Raw genomic sequence first — 15,055 nt, 5'->3', positions numbered from 1 at the left:
AGTCCCATGCTTTGAAGCACGCTGAATCATGTTTAACAGGCCGAGGGTTCCTGCGCAGCTCCGGCCGGAAAGCCTCATCTCATGTCGTTGGTTTCCAGCGGAGACCGGTTTGCCGCGTTCAGGCATGTCGCCTACACCTATTTCTTCTTTGCCCGCTTTCTGACGGCGTTTGCCACGCAGGTGGTCAGCGTCTCCGTCGGCTGGCAGATGTATGACCATACCGGCAATCCGATCTATCTCGGCCTGATCGGTCTGGTGCAGTTTCTTCCCTCCCTACTTCTGATCCTAGTGACTGGCACCGTTGCCGACCGCTACAACAGGCGTATGGTGGCGGCCATCTGCATTTTCGTCGGCACGATCTGTGCCGCGGCATTGCTGTTCCTCACCGTTTCCGGCACCTTCGCGCCGCTTCCGGTTTTCCTGATCCTCACCGTCTTCGGTATCGAGCGCGCCTTCATGACGCCGGCAACGCAATCGCTGGCGCCCAATCTCATTCCGCCGGAAGATCTGTCGAACGCGGTGACCTGGAATTCTATGTCCTGGGATGCGGCCGCCATTCTCGGTCCCGTCGCGGGCGGCCTGCTCTACGGTATCGGCCCGAGCGTTTCCTATACCGTCGCCGTCCTGTTCTTCGCAGCCGGTTCGCTGCTGACCTTCCTCATTCCGAAACCGCAGCAACGTGTTGCACATGAATCGAGGAGCTTGAACGAGATCCTCGCCGGTTTCCATTTTATCTGGTCGGAAAAGGTGGTGCTTGGCGCCGTCTCGCTCGATCTCTTTGCGGTGCTGCTCGGCGGCGCCGTGGCGCTGATGCCTGTCTATGCGCGCGATATCCTAACGCTCGGTCCCTGGGGCCTCGGCCTGCTGCGCGCTGCTCCAAGCTTCGGCGCGATTGCCATGGGCCTGTTTCTGGCGACCTATCCCATCCGGCATCGGGCCGGGATTTGCATGTTCATCGGTGTCGCAATGTTTGGAGTGGGAACGCTGGTTTTCGGCGTTTCGCATACGCCGTGGCTATCGATCGCAGCCCTTGCCGTCATGGGGGCCTCCGATCTGATCTCGGTCTATGTCCGCGAAACTCTGATCACGCTCTGGACGCCGGATCATGTGCGCGGCCGCGTCAATGCCGTGAACATGGTCTTTGTCGGCGCGTCGAACGAGCTCGGCGAATTCCGAGCCGGCACCATGGCGCGCTATTTCGGCGCCGTCCCTGCCGTCGTCATCGGCGGCATCGGTACGCTGGCCGTCGCGATCATCTGGGCAACCGGCTTTCCGCAACTACGCAAGATCGACAGTCTGAACGCGCCGGACCGAGAGGGCGAGCCGCAGGTGGCGTGAGCCACAATTTTCTTGTCATGCTGGTAACTCCGCGCGCATGTTGTCGCCATGAGCAACACGACGAGCAACGAACCGATCGAGCCAGACCCATCTGCGCCGCCGGATGTGCCAACCGAGCGCCGGCGTGCGTTTCGGCTTGTCGTGGGCATAGCCAGTCTGCTGGCGCTTTTGGCGGTTTGGCAGGTTTTGACATCGTTCGTTGCCTATACCGACGATGCCTATGTCACCACGAATTTCGTGACGGTTGCGCCGCAGGTGACGGGCGTCATCGTGAGCGTCGATATCGCCAACGACCGGGAGGTACGGCGCGGCGATCTTTTGGCTGTCATCGACAAGCTGCCGTTCCAACTCGTCGTCGATCAACGCAAGGCAGCGGTTCAGGAAGCGGCTGCGAACCACAAGCTTGCCGACGATGAGCGGAAGGCGGCTCAGGATCGGCTGACGGCGGCGACGACTGCATTACAACAGGCCGGCATTGATCAGAAGCAGGTGGCCTTGACTGCCGCCGACGGGGTTTCCGCTCAACAGCGGGCGGCCACGGAACAGGCGGCGGCGCGCGAGGCGGTCGACAAGGCATCCCGGTCTGTCGCCAGCCAGGATGCCGTTGCCGCGCAGGCGCAGGCCGCGCTGGCCTTGGCGGAATGGCAGCTCAGCCAGACCGAGATCCGCGCGCCCGTCGATGGCACGGTCAACAATCTCTCCCTGAGTGTGGGCGATACGGCCTCGGCCGGAAAGGCGCTGGTCGGGATTGTCGATGCGGCGGGCTGGCGCATCGTCGCGAACTACAAGGAGAACTACATCAGGAAGCTTGAGCCCGGCAAAGCAGCATGGGTGTGGCTCGACACGCACCCGTGGCGCCTCTATCGCGCTCGCATCGAGGGTGTCTCGCGCGGCATCAGCAGAGGTCCCGATGAGGATGGGATATTGCCTTATGTCGCTCCCACCACCGATTGGATCAGGCTGAGGCGCCGCTTCCCGGTAACATTCAAGCTGGTCGATCCTCCATCCGACCTGACCCTTTATATGGGATCGGATGCCAGCACGCTGATCTTCCCATGAGGCGGGCTCTTGCAGAGCTCGTCCATGCGATCCGCGGCGAGCTGTCGGAGCTGAGCCTTTCCGGTCCACGCTTGCTGCAAGCCAATATCGCCGCGCTGGCGGTCGGGCTCGCGCTCGTTTTCGCTCTGCTCCTGAGGCTCAACAATCCCTGGTGGGCCGCCATCAGCGCCTTCATATGCGTGCAGGCGAGCCATCCGCAATCGTGGCAGAGGGGCGGGCTGAGGATCGTGGGAACGCTGGTCGGCGCGGTGTTGAGCTTCGCCCTTGTGCCTTGGGCCGTCTATGACCCCGTGGCGACGGTGCTGCTTCTTTTCGCCACCGGCACGCTTGCCATCCTTGGTGCGTTGCTGAGCCCCCATGGCTATGCCTGGCTCCTTGGCGGGATCACGGCGATGATAGTCACGCTCGGCTCGTTGGACGATCCGACGCTGGCGCTTTCCATTGCCTTCTATCGTGCCGTCGAGATCGTGCTCGGCACCGCCACGGCCTTGCTGGTGACATGGCTGCTGGCACCTGCGGAAGGCGAGGTCGTGGCGCCACCGCCCGGCTGGCATAGTCTGCTGGGTGGAAACTGGCATGTATTGTCACATGCCATGCGGACAGGCATGGCGGTTGCCGCCGTGCCGCTGGTCTGGCGGCAGTTGGAATTGCCCAACCTCAGCCAGATGGCGATTTCGATCGGTGCGGTCATGGCTGTCCCCACGCTCACCGGGGTCTCGGAGAAGGACCAGTCGGCGATTGCTCAGCGCATGTTGCAACGGGTGGCCGGATGCATCCTGGGCGGCTGTTTTGGCACGATGGTGCTATTCTTGCCGATCAGCCAGTCCTTCGTGCCCTGGCTTCTGCTGCTGATGGCAGGCACCTGGCTCGCCATGCAGATTCAGAACGGGCCGTACGGCATCGCCGGCGTCGGTTCGCAGGCGGCCATCGCTTTGATCCTGACGCTCGTGCAGGATACCGGCCCCGCGGACAGTCTGCTGCCGGCCATGAATCGCATCGCCGGCATGATGGGAGCCATGGGACTGTTGGTGCTTATCAACCTGTTGCTCGGTCCGCCGATAGGCGCCCAATCCGTGAGGGAAGAAAAGCAGGGGTGACGCTTGGGGGATATGATCGTGAGCCGATCAAGCCGCCATCGCCTGCTTGCCCTCGAAAATGAGATCGAGGAAATCGGACAGCCAGGCTCTGAGCGGGGGGTCAAAGATCATGCGACCCTCCAGATGCTCGCGACCCTGTTGGGCGTTCGGCATGCAAAAGCGATGCTCGCCATGCACGACCCAGCGCTGCATCATGGCGCGGGTGAGTTCCGCGTGGAATTGCAGGCCCCAGGCATTGGCGCCATAGCGATAGGCCTGGTTAGGGTAGGTCTCGCCGGTCGCCAGAAGATCGGCGCCATGCGGCAAGTCGAAACCTTCACGGTGAAAGTGATAGACCATTTGCGGCCAGTGGCGCATCAAAAGCCGGCCCTTTTCCGTCGGCTGCAGCGGATACCAGCCGATTTCGGTCTTGCCGTCGTCGCGGGCCTTCACCTTGGCGCCGAGGTGGCGGGCGAGCATCTGTGCGCCGAGGCAGATGCCGAGATAGGGGCGATTTTCCTTCAGCGGCACGTCGAGCCAGTTGATCTCAGTCTTGACGAAATCGTCGGGATCATTGGCGCTCATCGGCCCGCCGAAGACCACTGCGCCGGCATGCCCCTCCAGTGTTGGCGGCAATCGGTCACCGAGTACCGGCCGGCGGATGTCGAGATCGTAACCCTTGTCCAAGAGCATCTGGCCGACACGGCCGGAGCTGGAGCGTTCCTGGTGCAGGATGATCAATACAGGGCGATGTCCACCGCCCTGCGGCGCCTCAATCATCATCCGCACTTTCCCTTCTGTGACCCGGGGCGCGGGCGGCTGCCTCTTGGCGTTTGACAACGCGGTCACGGTCGGAGATGCCCATGAGGTCGGCAATGCGCCAGATCGCATGATCCTCCATCTCGCTGCGTTCGCCATCGGCATAGACGATGTCCCAGAGGATGCCGAGAAGCTCGAGGCGCTGTTCGCTGTTGAGATGGCGCTTCAGATCGGAGGTGAAGCGATAATAATCGACCGCCTCGCTCTCGGCCTCCTGGCCGGCGGCGATCAGAGCGTCGAGCTGACGGCCATCGAGACCGTATTGGCTCTTCAGCAGCTTGCGAAGCCGCTTCTTCTCGCTTTCCTCGATCTTGCCGTCCGCTTCCATCACCTGGAAACAGAGCGCCGCAACCGCGATACGCGGATCGTCGGGAGCAAAGCCGGATTTAGGGTGTTCCTTGGTCAGATTCTGAAAGAATTCCTGAAAGCGTTCGAACATTCGATTCCATTCTTAGAAGAGCTTCAGCCGTGTCTTGGGTTCCGGTTCAAGCTTGAGATCTTTTACGCCCGGATCGTCCGGCGCGCCGCCGAAGAAGGGCTTTGGTTCCGGCTCCTTCGCCGGCTCGGTTTTGGCGGCGGGTACGGGCGCCGGCTTTTTGGCGATCGGCTCCAATTCTATAACAGAGGTGCCGGCAGCCGGCGAAGCAACTGTTGGTGAAGCGGGTTTTGTCGCAGCAGTTGCGGGCGGAGCGGTCTCGCGCACCGGCGGCAGCGACCTCAGCGCGGCATCGACCGAGACGGTCGTGCCCTCTTCCACCGGCCCTTCGAGTTGGCCGAAGGGTGCCTTCCATTCGAAGGCGTCGAGGCGGCCGGTGATCGGCGACAGCGGCAGCCATTTGTCGGAGACGAAACCATCGGCGAGCCAGGCCGGATCGCGCGGCGCGCGCAATGCCTGCGCCATCCAATGGCGGATGCGCCCCTGGTCTCCGGTCTCGGCCTCTTCTATATCGGCCAGCAGCAGGAAGGCGCCTTCGCGGGCATCGATGCGAGCCGCGGCTTCCGCCTTGGAGCGGGCTTTGGCGAAGTCGCGGGCGTCGAGTGCCGCCTTTGCCGTGATCAGCAGCGCTTCGACATTGTTCGGGCGCGTCGCTTCCAGCCGTTCGGCACGCTTCAGGCGATCGGAGACGGAATCGCCGCTGCGGGCGCGGACATAGGCCCTGCCGATCTCCGGATGCGGCTCCACCTTCCAGACCTGTTCGAGAATGGAAGCGGCCTTGCGCACCTTGTCTTCGCGAAACAACGCCTTGGCGGCTGTCAGCGCGGCCGGCACGAAATCGGGGGACAGCTTCAATGCAGCCAGCGCATCGTCCCGGGCGCCGGACGGATCGCCTTCGAGCTTTTCATTGGCGCGCGCGGTCAGCAATACGGCGCGCTGGCGGTTGGCGGTATCCTTATCGATGACGCGGGCGATCTTCTGCTGGTCGAGAAGCTTGATGGCGTCGTCCCAATGGCCGGCCTGGCTGCGGTATTCCAGCGTCGCCTGCGCTGCCCATGGCAGATAGGGCGCCTGGTCGGCAGCCTTTTCGGCATAGTGCCGCGCCGCCTCGTGCGCGCCAAGCCGTTTGGCTTCGAGATAAAGGCCGCGCAGACCCAGTTCGCGGGTTTCCGGGTCGTTGGCCATCAGCTCGAATTTTTGGCGGGCCTCGTCATGCTTGCCTTCGATTAGCGCGGCCTGTGCTTCCAGCAGGTTGATCAGCGGCTCCTGGTCGGCGCGGATCAGACCGCGGGTGCGCGCCGCCATCTTGCGGGCAAGCAGCGCGTTGCCGGCACCGGCGGCGATCAGCCCCGTGGACAAGGCCTGATAGCCGCGGTCGCGCTTGCGGGCGCGAAAATAGCGGGTGACGGAATGCGGCGAGGTCCAGATGAGGCGGATAAACCACCAGACCACCATGACGACGGCGATCAGCGCAATCAGGATGCCGGCAGCGACGATGAGCTTGGTCTGATAGAGTTCGCCACCCCAGACCAGGGAAAGATCGCCAGGGCGATCCGCAAGCCAGGAAAAGCCATAGCCAAGCAGCAGGACGAGAACGGCGAAAATAAGCAGTCTGATCATTCTCTTCCCCGCCTCAGCTTTGTTTTCCGGTGTCGGCGATCGCCTTCGACAGCGCGTCGCTGACTAGGTCTTCGACCCGGATGCGAGCTTCCAATGATTGCTTGAAGGCGGCGGAGGCCGATTTGGCGGCGTCCGGCAGGCTGTTCCATTCGGTGATCGCTCCGGGCAGATCGCCGTTCTTCACCTTGTCCTCGAAGCGGGCGGTAATGGCCTCGACGCTATCGCCGGTGACGTTGCCGACCGGGCGCACCTGCACCAGGGATTTGGCGCTGCTCAGCAGCCGGTCGCTCCAGCTCTGGTTCGGATCGTCCTGCTGCGTCGAACTGACGATCGCCGTCGCAACATCGGAGACACGGCGAATGAGATCGGCGCGCGAGGGAATGCCCGTCTGGGCGAACGCCTTCAGATCGGCAACCGCAGGGTCATCAGGTGCGACATTGGCGTAGGTATCGAGTTCAGGCTGAAAGGGACCGCCGCGATCGATCGCCGCCTTCAGGGCCGCAGCCGCAATGGCGCGGGCGACAGCGCTTTCCTGGCTCGGCGCGTTCAGCTTCTTTTCAGCGTCATCAAGGCGTTTGCTGACATCGGCGTCGGATGAGGCCTGACTTTGCGTCGCCTGAGCAAGGCTCGCCTTCAATTGATCCACTTCGGCGCTGAGCGCTGCGATCTTCTGGTCCGCATCGCCGCTGCTTGTACCGGATGATCCGCTTGCGCCCGTGTTATTGGCGGCCGCTGTCTCAAGGGCTGCGACGCGGGCTGCAAGGGTGGTGTCCGATGTTGCGGCGGAGTTGGCAGCGAGATTGGACACGGTCTGCTTCAGCCCGTCGATTTCGTCTGTGAGCGCGGCAATATCGGCGGAATGGTCTTTTGCCGGCCGGCCGCCGGGCAGGAGGCCGGCATATTGGATGGCGCCGACGCAGATGAGGGAGATCAGCCCGCCGACGATGCCCGCGGCGATCAGGCCAGACGTTGCCCCTTGCTGCCGCTGGGGCGCAGAAGGTTGCTCGGCATCGGAGCGGGGAGGTTCCGGTTCCCCCGCGGTTGCGGCTTTAGGATCTTCTGCCGCAGGCTCCGCGACCGGTTCGTCGGCCTCTTCCGCCACCGGTTCCTTTTCCATTTCCGGCGGTATTTCCACCTCATTGGCGGACGAACTGCCGGGGTCGCTGTGATTGCGCTCCGTCATCTCCTCGGAAACCGCGGTTCGAGCGGTTTCCTCAGCTTCCAGATCGATCGTGATCGGCTCGTCGTTGGGCTTCGAATGGTTTGGCGGATTTCCCGATACCATGAGGTCCTCTTTTCATGCGCTGCAGCGAAAGTAGACAGACAGATCGATTATGGAAAGAGGTTAGATCAAAATTGCGACCTCACTTCGCTGCCAGAAGCGCCAGAAGGCTGTCTTCGTCCGGCACGGCGGCGATTTCCACAAGTGATTGCAGCGCCGCCGGCACCACCTCGGCAACTGCTCCGCTGAGACAGAGCATTCGCGTTTGAGCGAGGGTGTCAGAGTGCACGCGCAGAAAAGGCAGGGCGAAAAAGCGGCGGGCGGTCTCGCGGGAATAGAAGAGGATCGCATCCGCGGGAGTATCGACAAGGACGCGGGCCAGCGTGCCGATGTCGGGCATGACGTCCTCCATGCGGTAGCATTCGACCGTTCGGAACGCGATCCCGAGCTGCGCCAACCGCGCTTCGAAGCCGGCTGCGCGCGGGGAGCCTGCCAGATAGAGCAGTGGCAAATCTCCGAATTCGGCGCTTTGCTGGCTGATCAGCTCCGCTAGCTGGGCTCCGTTGCCGCCGCCCACGCCCACGGCACTCTTGAAGCCGATCTCCCGGGCAGCCTGCGCGGTCGCGTTGCCGACCGCAAAAAGCGGCCGATGGATAATCGACCGCAATGACGGCTTCACATGTTCCAAGACACGTATGATTTCGGTGCTGGTGACGGCGATGGCACCGCTTGTTTCCTCAAGCCCCTTTAGAGCCGCCTCGGCATCATGCACGGGCTTTGTCAGCGGCAAGAGGATCGCCTCATGCCCCATCTCCGCAAGCCGTCGGGCGGTGCGTTCACCCGAATGTTCCGGACGGGTGACGACGACACGCATCGGATATCAGGTCCAGTCTTCGAAGAAGGTGCTGCCGGCTTCAGTGCGGATCGCCTGGCCGGCATTGGTGCCGAGCGCCTCGGCGTCCCGGCGATGACCTTCGATGGTGGTGGTGTGCACTTGCTGGCCATCGGGCGTCAGGATCATGCCGAAGAACCTGATATGGTCGCCCTCGCAGACGGCATAGCCGGCGATCGGCGTGCGGCAGGAGCCGTCCAGTGCCGCCAGGAAGCCGCGTTCGCAGGAAACGGTGTCAAAGGTCGGTGCGTCGTTGATGGCGGCGAGCAGGTCGTTCGTCCTGTCGTCGCTGACGCGGCTTTCGATACAGATCGCACCTTGCGCTGGCGCCGGCGGGAATTCATCTGGGTCGAGAATGTCAGTGATCACATTCACCTTGCCGAGCCGTTTCAGGCCGGCGAGAGCCAACAATGTCGCGTCCGCTTGGCCTTCCTCCAGCTTGCGCAGACGCGTTTCGACGGCGCCGCGAAAGGTTATGACGTTGATATCTGGGCGCAGGCGCCGGATCAGCGCCTGGCGGCGCAGCGAGGCGGAGCCGACGGTTGCGCCATGCGGCAGGTCGATCAGCTTCGGCGCGGTGCGGCCGATAAAGGAATCGCGGATATCCTCGCGCGGCAGATAGGCCGATAGCGCCAGCCCTTCCGGCAGCTTTGTCGCCATGTCCTTTGCCGAGTGTACGGCAAAGTCGAGCTCGCCTTTGGTCAGTTTCTGTTCCAGCTCTTCCGTGAACAGGCCTTTGCCGCCGATCAGCGCCAGCGAACGGTCGGTAATGCGGTCGCCCTTGGTGCTCAGAACGACGATCTCGAACATCTCCTCCGGCAAGCCATGCGCCGCCATCAGGCGGTCGCGGGCCTCGTGTGCCTGCGCCAGCGCAAGCGGGCTGCCGCGCGTGCCGATCCGGAAAGGTTTTGTTTGCATCCGCTTTGATCCGTTGTTACCGACAGTTCCCGTAACCATATTTCCGCTTCATCGCAATCGACCAACAGGCAACGAACAGCTTCCATGGCGTCCTTTCTTCGCATTCTCGGCATCGAAACAAGCTGCGACGAAACCGCCGCGGCCATTGTCGAGCGCCGGGAAGATGGCACGGCCACGATTGCCTCCGACGTGGTTTTGAGCCAGTTGGACGAGCATAGCGCCTATGGCGGCGTCGTGCCGGAAATTGCCGCGCGGGCCCATGTCGAGGCGCTGGATACGTTGATCGACGAGGCCCTGAAGCGCGCCAATGTGTCGCTGTCCGATGTCGACGCCATCGCGGCCACATCCGGCCCCGGTCTGATCGGCGGCCTGTTGGTCGGGCTAATGACCGGCAAGGCGATTTCGAGGGCGACCGGCAAGCCGCTCTATGCCATCAATCATTTAGAGGGCCATGCATTGACGGCAAGGCTGACGGATGGCCTCACCTTTCCCTATCTCATGCTGCTCGTCTCCGGCGGCCACACGCAACTGATTTTGGTGCGCGGCGTCGGCGAATATGAGCGCTGGGGCACGACCATCGACGATGCGCTGGGCGAAGCCTTCGACAAGACGGCGAAGCTGCTCGGTCTGCCCTATCCCGGCGGCCCGGCGGTCGAAGCGGCGGCGCAGAACGGCAATGCGGACCGATTCGACTTCCCTCGGCCGCTGGTCGGCGAGACGCGGCTGGACTTTTCCTTTTCCGGCCTCAAGACTGCAGTGCGACAGGCGGCGACGGCGATCGCGCCGGTGAACGCGCGGGATATCGCCGATATCTGCGCCTCCTTCCAGAAGGCGATCTCACGCACCTTGAAGGACCGGATCGGGCGTGGCTTGCAGCGCTTCAAAAAGGAGTTTCCAAACAGGGCGGACAAGCCGGCGCTGGTCGTCGCTGGCGGTGTCGCCGCCAATCTCGAGCTGCGCCGCACGCTGCAGGAGCTTTGCGATCTCAACGGTTTCCGCTTCATCGCGCCGCCACTGCACCTCTGCACCGACAATGCGGTGATGATCGCCTGGGCGGGGCTGGAGCGCATGGCGACAGGTGCGGCACCCGACGGCCTCGATGTGCAGCCGCGCTCGCGCTGGCCGCTCGATCAGAAGGCGGAAACTCTCTTGGGGCATGGCAAACGAGGAGCGAAGGCATGAGCGATAGTGAACGCATCGCAGTGGTTGGCGCCGGCGCCTTCGGCACGGCGCTCGCCTCCGTCATCGCCTTGACCGGCAAGAGCCAGGTGACGCTGGTCGGGCGCAAGGCGGCTCTGATGGCCGATCTCAGGGATGATCGTCTGCATGATACGGCTCTGCCGGGCATAGAATTGCCGGATTCGCTGCAATTTTCGGCCGAGCCGGACGCGATTTCGGACGCTGGCATCGTGCTTTTCGCCATGCCGTCGCAGGCGCAGGCGGATGCGGCGCGCCATTACGGGCCTTACCTGGCGGAAGATGCCGTCGTCGTCACCTGCGCCAAGGGCATCGACAAGGTCTCAGGCGATCTCCTGACCGACATGCTGGAGCGGGAATTGCCGCATCACACCATTGCGGTTCTCTCCGGTCCGGGCTTTGCGACCGACATTGCCAAGGGCCTGCCGACGGCTATGGCGATCGCCGCCGGCGATATGGCGGTGGCCGAACGGCTGGCGCAAGCGATTTCAGGGCCGACATTCCGTCTCTATGCCTCCGACGATCGCGTCGGTGTGCAGCTTGGCGGCGCGCTAAAGAATGTATTGGCGATTGCCTGCGGCATTGTCGAAGGGCGCGGCATCGGCGATTCGGCGCGCGCGGCACTGATCAGCCGCGGCCTTGCGGAAATGTCGCGCTTCGTCGTCGCCAAGGGCGGCAAGGCGGAAACGGTGCGCGGTCTCTCCGGCCTCGGCGACCTCGTGCTGACCGCTACCAGCCACCAATCCCGCAATCTGCGTTTCGGCATCGCGCTCGGCCGCGGCGAGGCGGCGGATCCATCGCATGGCGACCTCGTCGAAGGCGCTTATGCCGCCTCGATCGCGGCGCGGCTGGCACTTGAGCTGGGCGTCGACATGCCGATCACCGAAGCGGTCTCGGCCATCATCGATGGCAAGCTCGACATAGCGACCGCCATTGGGCAATTGATGACCCGGCCGATCACGACGGAATGACTTGAACTTGAATGCACCGCGATTACTGGATATATTACCGGTAATATCGCGGAGGCCAGAATGGGCAGTTCACAGAAGCGTGCAATTCAAAATTACCGCTCACGTATCGAGGAGCGCGGCCTGGCTCGTTTCGAAGTGCTGGGCCTTGATAGTGATCGGGCGCTCATTCGTTCTGTGGCGCGGCGTCTGGCGGAAGGAGGGACCGAAGCGGCATATATCCGTAATGTCCTGAACCAGACGCTCTCCGGCGAGCCGCCGAAGAAAGGTGGCGTTTATGCCTGGCTGCGTAGTTCGCCCCTCGTCGGCGCGGATATCGATCTTGAACGAGTTCGTGGCAAAGTGCGCGAGATCGATCTTTGACCCGTTATTTGCTCGATACCAATATTATCAGCAACACGATCAAACCAGAGCCGTCACCTGATCTTGCCAGATGGCTTCAAGCCCAAATAGACGATGATCTCTTCATCGCAGCCTCCACGATCGCCGAGATTCAGCGCGGCATCCTGATCATGCCGGCGGGGCGTATGCGCGATGACCTCGAAACCTGGTTTCTCGGTGCACAAGGACCACTGGCGTATTTCGCCGGACGTATTCTTTCCTTCGATGAGAACGCGGCCTTGGTATGGGCGCAACTCATGGCGGAGGGGCGAGCAGCGGGGCGGCAGCGTGACCCGCTGGATATGTTGATCGCTTCCGTCGCAATCGCGAATGAATGCATCATCGTCACGCACAATGAGGCCGATTTCTGGGGCCTCGATATTATCAATCCGCTTCGCGCAGAAACAAGATGACCTTCGGTGGATGAGACTTTATCCATCACCCCTGATGATCTGCTGATTTCCATAGGAGAATGAAACAATGCTGTTTGCCTTTGTCTGCAAGGACAAGCCCGGTCATTTGAATGTCCGCATGGACACGCGCCCTGCGCATCTCGAGCATTTGAACAAGCTCAATGCCGAGGGTACGCTGAAGATGGCGGGTCCCTTCCTCGATGCCGAAGGCAAGCCGAATGGGAGCCTGGTTGTCGTCAGTGCCGAAACGATCGAGGCGGCGAAGGCGATCGCCGATGCCGATCCCTACACCAAGGCTGGCCTGTTCGAGAGCGTAGAGATCAAGCCGTTCAACTGGGTCTTCAACAATCCGGAGGTATGAACATGGCGCACTGGCTGTATAAATCCGAGCCGTCCTCCTGGTCCTGGGAGGCACAGAAGAAGGCTGGCGAGAAGGGCACGGAATGGACCGGAGTGCGCAACTATCTCGCCCGCAACAACATGCGGGCGATGCAGATCGGCGACAAGGGCTTCTTCTATCATTCCAACGAAGGGCTGGAGATCGTCGGCATTGTCGAGGTCTGCGCGCTGTCGCATCCCGATTCGACCGCCAAGGACGATCCGCGCTGGGATTGCGTGGATATCCGCGCCGTGTGCGACATGCCGAAACCGGTGTCGCTAAAGGATATCAAAGCCAATCCGAAGCTCTCGCAGATGTCGCTCGTCACCTCGATGCGGCTTTCCGTGCAGCCGGTGACCGATGAGGAATATCTCGAAGTCTGCCGCATGGGCGAACTCGACAATCCGCCCGTCTGACCCGTAATTCGAGGACGCTTTGAAGACCGATCCGGAGAGTTTCATCCGTGCGAATACCAGTCTCATGGCGCCGCCGCATGTGCCGGAAATCCGGCTGCATCTGGCAAGCGAAGCCCATGATCTCTGGCTGAAGACGGAGGAAGAACTTGAAGAGATCGGCCTGCCGCCGCCCTTCTGGGCTTTTGCCTGGGCGGGCGGGCAGGGGCTTGCGCGCTATGTGCTCGATCATCCCGACATGGTCGCCGGAAAACGGGTACTGGATTTCGCCAGCGGCTCCGGCCTCGTCGCGATTGCGGCAAAGCTCGCGGGCGCAAGCCATGTGCTCGCCGCCGATATCGATCCCTGGGCGGAAACCGCGGTAAGGCTGAATGCTGCGGAAAACGGCGTTGCGCTCGATTTTACAGGCGACAATCTCATTGACCAAGCTACGGATGCCGACGTCATTCTCGCCGGCGATGTCTTTTATGATCGCGATTTCGCCGATCGGCTGATTCCCTGGTTCCGGCAGCTCGCGGGAGAGGATCGCCTTGTGCTGGTCGGCGATCCGGGGAGGGCCTACCTGCCCAAGGATCGTCTGGAGCTTCAGGCGACCTATCAGGTGCCGGTGACGCGGGCGCTGGAGGATAGCGAGGTCAAGAAGACCACGGTCTGGCGATTTCTAGCCGGCTAACGACCGTCAGGGGCGAATCACACAGACGCCGGCCTCGTAGGAGCAGGCATTGCCGGCACGTTTGACGTTGATGATCTTGGCTCTCGGCTTCAATGCAGCCGGTTCGCCCTGATATTGATCATAGCCGCCGCCATAGCCGACAATATAAGTCCCATCGTCGGCCTGATACATATCGGCCGTGCCCGCATAGGTGCCGATGTCAGCGGCATATTGCCGATCCATGAGGATGATTCTGGTCGGTTGCGGCTGCGTGTAGTGCTGCGGCCAGGAGATTTGTTGCAACCGAACCGGGCCGCGATGATGGAACGGCCGATATCCATGGCGATAGCCGGTCGAAAAGGCGACCTCCGTGGCATAGGCACCGACGCGTCCGGGGTGCAGCGGAAATGGCCCATGATGCTGGAACGGGCGGTACCCATGGCGATAATCGCCTGCGGAGGCCGACATGGACGAAAGGGCGGCGGCTGCCGCTAAGACGAGCGTTGCTGCCTTGAAAAGATGCTGTCCCATAGGTTGCCTCGCTCTCCAAATGCTTAATAAAATATGAAGAACAGAGTGCCGCAAGAGCGACGCCAAGTCTACTCGGTTGGCGGGAAAATCGTGTGGAATGGCCAATCGGAGAATGTCGTTTCTGCGCACTCGCTAAAAGTGTCGGCTGATCCGAATCGATTAAATTCAAGGCAGACAGCAATTGTGCTTGTCGACGTGCCTTTCCGTGATTAATGGTCCAATTGATGCAACGCACACAGGACTTCCCCCAGGCGTGTGTTGCCCCGGAGATATTCCGGGATAGAAGCGTATCGTAACGCCGCGAGGTTCTGATGGCGAACGTCACACAAAACCGGCCCCTGTCGCCGCATCTGCAAGTCTACAAACTTATTCCCACCATGGTCATGTCGATCGTCCACCGCATCACCGGCGGCGCGCTTTATTTCGGCACGCCGCTGGTCGCCTGGTGGCTGATCGCGGCGGCGACCGGCCAGGGCTATTTCGATCTGGTCAACTGGATCATGGGCTCGATCATCGGCCGGCTCGTCCTGCTCGGTTATACCTGGGCGCTGCTGCACCACATGCTCGGCGGTTTCCGCCATTTCGTCTGGGATCTCGGATACGGCTACGACCCCGCTGTCTCGACCAGGATGGCCAAGGCGACGCTCGTCGGCTCGCTCTGTCTTACCGCGCTGGTCTGGATCATCGGCATTATCATCCGGCTGATTTGATTGGCATGACTGTTCTCGAAAGCGCTCGAAC

The 15,055-nt window shown here is 62.1% G+C and carries 18 protein-coding genes; 11 read left to right on the top strand and 7 right to left on the bottom strand.

The features are described 5' to 3' along the window. The first annotated feature begins 81 nt into the window (after positions 1–81). From N2601_RS15425 to N2601_RS15415, 3 genes are read left to right on the top strand one after another with little or no spacing between them, the layout of a single operon-like run. Positions 82–1,338, top strand: a complete 1,257-nt coding sequence (locus N2601_RS15425; protein ID WP_104824625.1) for an MFS transporter — start codon at positions 82–84, stop codon at positions 1,336–1,338. Positions 1,339–1,386: 48 nt separating this feature from the next. After that, positions 1,387–2,397 carry an HlyD family secretion protein gene (locus N2601_RS15420; RefSeq protein WP_104824624.1) on the top strand — a complete coding sequence of 337 codons (1,011 nt, stop codon included), beginning with the start codon at positions 1,387–1,389 and terminating at the stop codon, positions 2,395–2,397. After that, on the top strand, positions 2,394–3,494 hold the full coding sequence (locus tag N2601_RS15415; RefSeq protein WP_104824623.1) for an FUSC family protein: 1,101 nt from the start codon (positions 2,394–2,396) through the stop codon (positions 3,492–3,494). Before N2601_RS15420 ends, N2601_RS15415 begins: the two co-directional genes overlap by 4 nt. A gap of 27 nt (positions 3,495–3,521) precedes the next feature. Here N2601_RS15415 and N2601_RS15410 read toward each other — a convergent pair whose 3' ends face one another. The 6 genes from N2601_RS15410 to hemC form a co-directional block, all read right to left on the bottom strand. After that, the gene (locus tag N2601_RS15410) at positions 3,522–4,253 is read right to left on the bottom strand and encodes a glutamine amidotransferase (RefSeq protein ID WP_104825246.1); all 732 of its coding nucleotides are present in this window, start codon (positions 4,251–4,253) and stop codon (positions 3,522–3,524) included. Then, entirely contained in the window at positions 4,246–4,731 is a 486-nt protein-coding gene (locus N2601_RS15405) for a tellurite resistance TerB family protein (protein ID WP_104824622.1), read from the bottom strand. Before N2601_RS15405 ends, N2601_RS15410 begins: the two co-directional genes overlap by 8 nt. Positions 4,732–4,743: 12 nt before the next feature. After that, a complete protein-coding gene (locus N2601_RS15400) occupies positions 4,744–6,348 on the bottom strand; it encodes a heme biosynthesis protein HemY (RefSeq protein ID WP_260303187.1) in 1,605 nt (534 codons plus the stop codon). 13 nt (positions 6,349–6,361) lie between these two features. Further along, a complete protein-coding gene (locus tag N2601_RS15395) occupies positions 6,362–7,633 on the bottom strand; it encodes a COG4223 family protein (protein WP_104824620.1) in 1,272 nt (423 codons plus the stop codon). Positions 7,634–7,712: 79 nt separating this feature from the next. Next, a complete protein-coding gene (locus N2601_RS15390; protein ID WP_104824619.1) occupies positions 7,713–8,444 on the bottom strand; it encodes a uroporphyrinogen-III synthase in 732 nt (243 codons plus the stop codon). A gap of 6 nt (positions 8,445–8,450) precedes the next feature. Next, positions 8,451–9,380 carry a hydroxymethylbilane synthase gene (hemC, locus tag N2601_RS15385; RefSeq protein WP_104824618.1) on the bottom strand — a complete coding sequence of 310 codons (930 nt, stop codon included), beginning with the start codon at positions 9,378–9,380 and terminating at the stop codon, positions 8,451–8,453. 84 nt (positions 9,381–9,464) lie between these two features. On the opposite strand from hemC, the gene tsaD reads away from it, so the two are divergent. The 7 genes from tsaD (at position 9,465) to N2601_RS15350 (ending at position 13,804) form a co-directional block, all read left to right on the top strand. Then, a complete protein-coding gene (tsaD, locus tag N2601_RS15380) occupies positions 9,465–10,562 on the top strand; it encodes a tRNA (adenosine(37)-N6)-threonylcarbamoyltransferase complex transferase subunit TsaD (protein WP_104824617.1) in 1,098 nt (365 codons plus the stop codon). Next, positions 10,559–11,548: an NAD(P)H-dependent glycerol-3-phosphate dehydrogenase gene (locus tag N2601_RS15375; protein WP_104824616.1), complete on the top strand. Its 990-nt coding sequence runs from the start codon at positions 10,559–10,561 to the stop codon at positions 11,546–11,548. The genes tsaD and N2601_RS15375 overlap by 4 nt, the downstream gene beginning before the upstream one ends. A 60-nt stretch (positions 11,549–11,608) precedes the next feature. After that, entirely contained in the window at positions 11,609–11,908 is a 300-nt protein-coding gene (locus N2601_RS15370) for a hypothetical protein (protein WP_104824615.1), read from the top strand. Beyond that, complete coding sequence (locus N2601_RS15365; protein ID WP_104824614.1) at positions 11,905–12,339, top strand: PIN domain-containing protein; 435 nt, start codon at positions 11,905–11,907, stop codon at positions 12,337–12,339. Before N2601_RS15370 ends, N2601_RS15365 begins: the two co-directional genes overlap by 4 nt. A gap of 67 nt (positions 12,340–12,406) precedes the next feature. Beyond that, positions 12,407–12,700: a YciI-like protein gene (locus N2601_RS15360; RefSeq protein WP_104824613.1), complete on the top strand. Its 294-nt coding sequence runs from the start codon at positions 12,407–12,409 to the stop codon at positions 12,698–12,700. Between the two features lie 2 nt (positions 12,701–12,702). Continuing rightward, positions 12,703–13,134 carry an EVE domain-containing protein gene (locus N2601_RS15355; RefSeq protein WP_104824612.1) on the top strand — a complete coding sequence of 144 codons (432 nt, stop codon included), beginning with the start codon at positions 12,703–12,705 and terminating at the stop codon, positions 13,132–13,134. Between the two features lie 19 nt (positions 13,135–13,153). Beyond that, the gene (locus N2601_RS15350; protein WP_104824611.1) at positions 13,154–13,804 is read left to right on the top strand and encodes a class I SAM-dependent methyltransferase; all 651 of its coding nucleotides are present in this window, start codon (positions 13,154–13,156) and stop codon (positions 13,802–13,804) included. Positions 13,805–13,810: 6 nt separating this feature from the next. On the opposite strand, the gene N2601_RS15345 is transcribed toward N2601_RS15350, so the two are convergent. Continuing rightward, positions 13,811–14,314 carry a hypothetical protein gene (locus N2601_RS15345; protein ID WP_245463904.1) on the bottom strand — a complete coding sequence of 168 codons (504 nt, stop codon included), beginning with the start codon at positions 14,312–14,314 and terminating at the stop codon, positions 13,811–13,813. A gap of 311 nt (positions 14,315–14,625) precedes the next feature. Between N2601_RS15345 and sdhC the strand changes: the two genes are divergently transcribed. Further along, positions 14,626–15,024, top strand: a complete 399-nt coding sequence (gene sdhC, locus N2601_RS15340) for a succinate dehydrogenase, cytochrome b556 subunit (protein ID WP_260303186.1) — start codon at positions 14,626–14,628, stop codon at positions 15,022–15,024. Positions 15,025–15,055: the final 31 nt, after the last annotated feature.

The organism is Rhizobium sp. CB3060 (assembly GCF_025200735.1).
GTDB lineage: Bacteria > Pseudomonadota > Alphaproteobacteria > Rhizobiales > Rhizobiaceae > Rhizobium.
This window is presented reverse-complemented; position numbering and strand designations above follow the sequence as displayed.

What these genes read in the sequence shown, in the direction of transcription:
- N2601_RS15410 (WP_104825246.1), bottom strand. Translation starts at nt 4,253, where the DNA reads ATGATTGAGGCGCCGCAGGGCGGTGGACATCGCCCTGTATTGATCATC.
- N2601_RS15375 (WP_104824616.1), top strand. Translation starts at nt 10,559, where the DNA reads ATGAGCGATAGTGAACGCATCGCAGTGGTTGGCGCCGGCGCCTTCGGC.
- sdhC (WP_260303186.1), top strand. Translation starts at nt 14,626, where the DNA reads ATGGCGAACGTCACACAAAACCGGCCCCTGTCGCCGCATCTGCAAGTC.
- N2601_RS15425 (WP_104824625.1), top strand. Translation starts at nt 82, where the DNA reads ATGTCGTTGGTTTCCAGCGGAGACCGGTTTGCCGCGTTCAGGCATGTC.
- hemC (WP_104824618.1), bottom strand. Translation starts at nt 9,380, where the DNA reads ATGCAAACAAAACCTTTCCGGATCGGCACGCGCGGCAGCCCGCTTGCG.
- N2601_RS15390 (WP_104824619.1), bottom strand. Translation starts at nt 8,444, where the DNA reads ATGCGTGTCGTCGTCACCCGTCCGGAACATTCGGGTGAACGCACCGCC.
- N2601_RS15370 (WP_104824615.1), top strand. Translation starts at nt 11,609, where the DNA reads ATGGGCAGTTCACAGAAGCGTGCAATTCAAAATTACCGCTCACGTATC.
- N2601_RS15345 (WP_245463904.1), bottom strand. Translation starts at nt 14,314, where the DNA reads ATGGGACAGCATCTTTTCAAGGCAGCAACGCTCGTCTTAGCGGCAGCC.
- N2601_RS15415 (WP_104824623.1), top strand. Translation starts at nt 2,394, where the DNA reads ATGAGGCGGGCTCTTGCAGAGCTCGTCCATGCGATCCGCGGCGAGCTG.
- N2601_RS15405 (WP_104824622.1), bottom strand. Translation starts at nt 4,731, where the DNA reads ATGTTCGAACGCTTTCAGGAATTCTTTCAGAATCTGACCAAGGAACAC.
- tsaD (WP_104824617.1), top strand. Translation starts at nt 9,465, where the DNA reads ATGGCGTCCTTTCTTCGCATTCTCGGCATCGAAACAAGCTGCGACGAA.
- N2601_RS15420 (WP_104824624.1), top strand. Translation starts at nt 1,387, where the DNA reads ATGAGCAACACGACGAGCAACGAACCGATCGAGCCAGACCCATCTGCG.
- N2601_RS15400 (WP_260303187.1), bottom strand. Translation starts at nt 6,348, where the DNA reads ATGATCAGACTGCTTATTTTCGCCGTTCTCGTCCTGCTGCTTGGCTAT.
- N2601_RS15355 (WP_104824612.1), top strand. Translation starts at nt 12,703, where the DNA reads ATGGCGCACTGGCTGTATAAATCCGAGCCGTCCTCCTGGTCCTGGGAG.
- N2601_RS15360 (WP_104824613.1), top strand. Translation starts at nt 12,407, where the DNA reads ATGCTGTTTGCCTTTGTCTGCAAGGACAAGCCCGGTCATTTGAATGTC.
- N2601_RS15395 (WP_104824620.1), bottom strand. Translation starts at nt 7,633, where the DNA reads ATGGTATCGGGAAATCCGCCAAACCATTCGAAGCCCAACGACGAGCCG.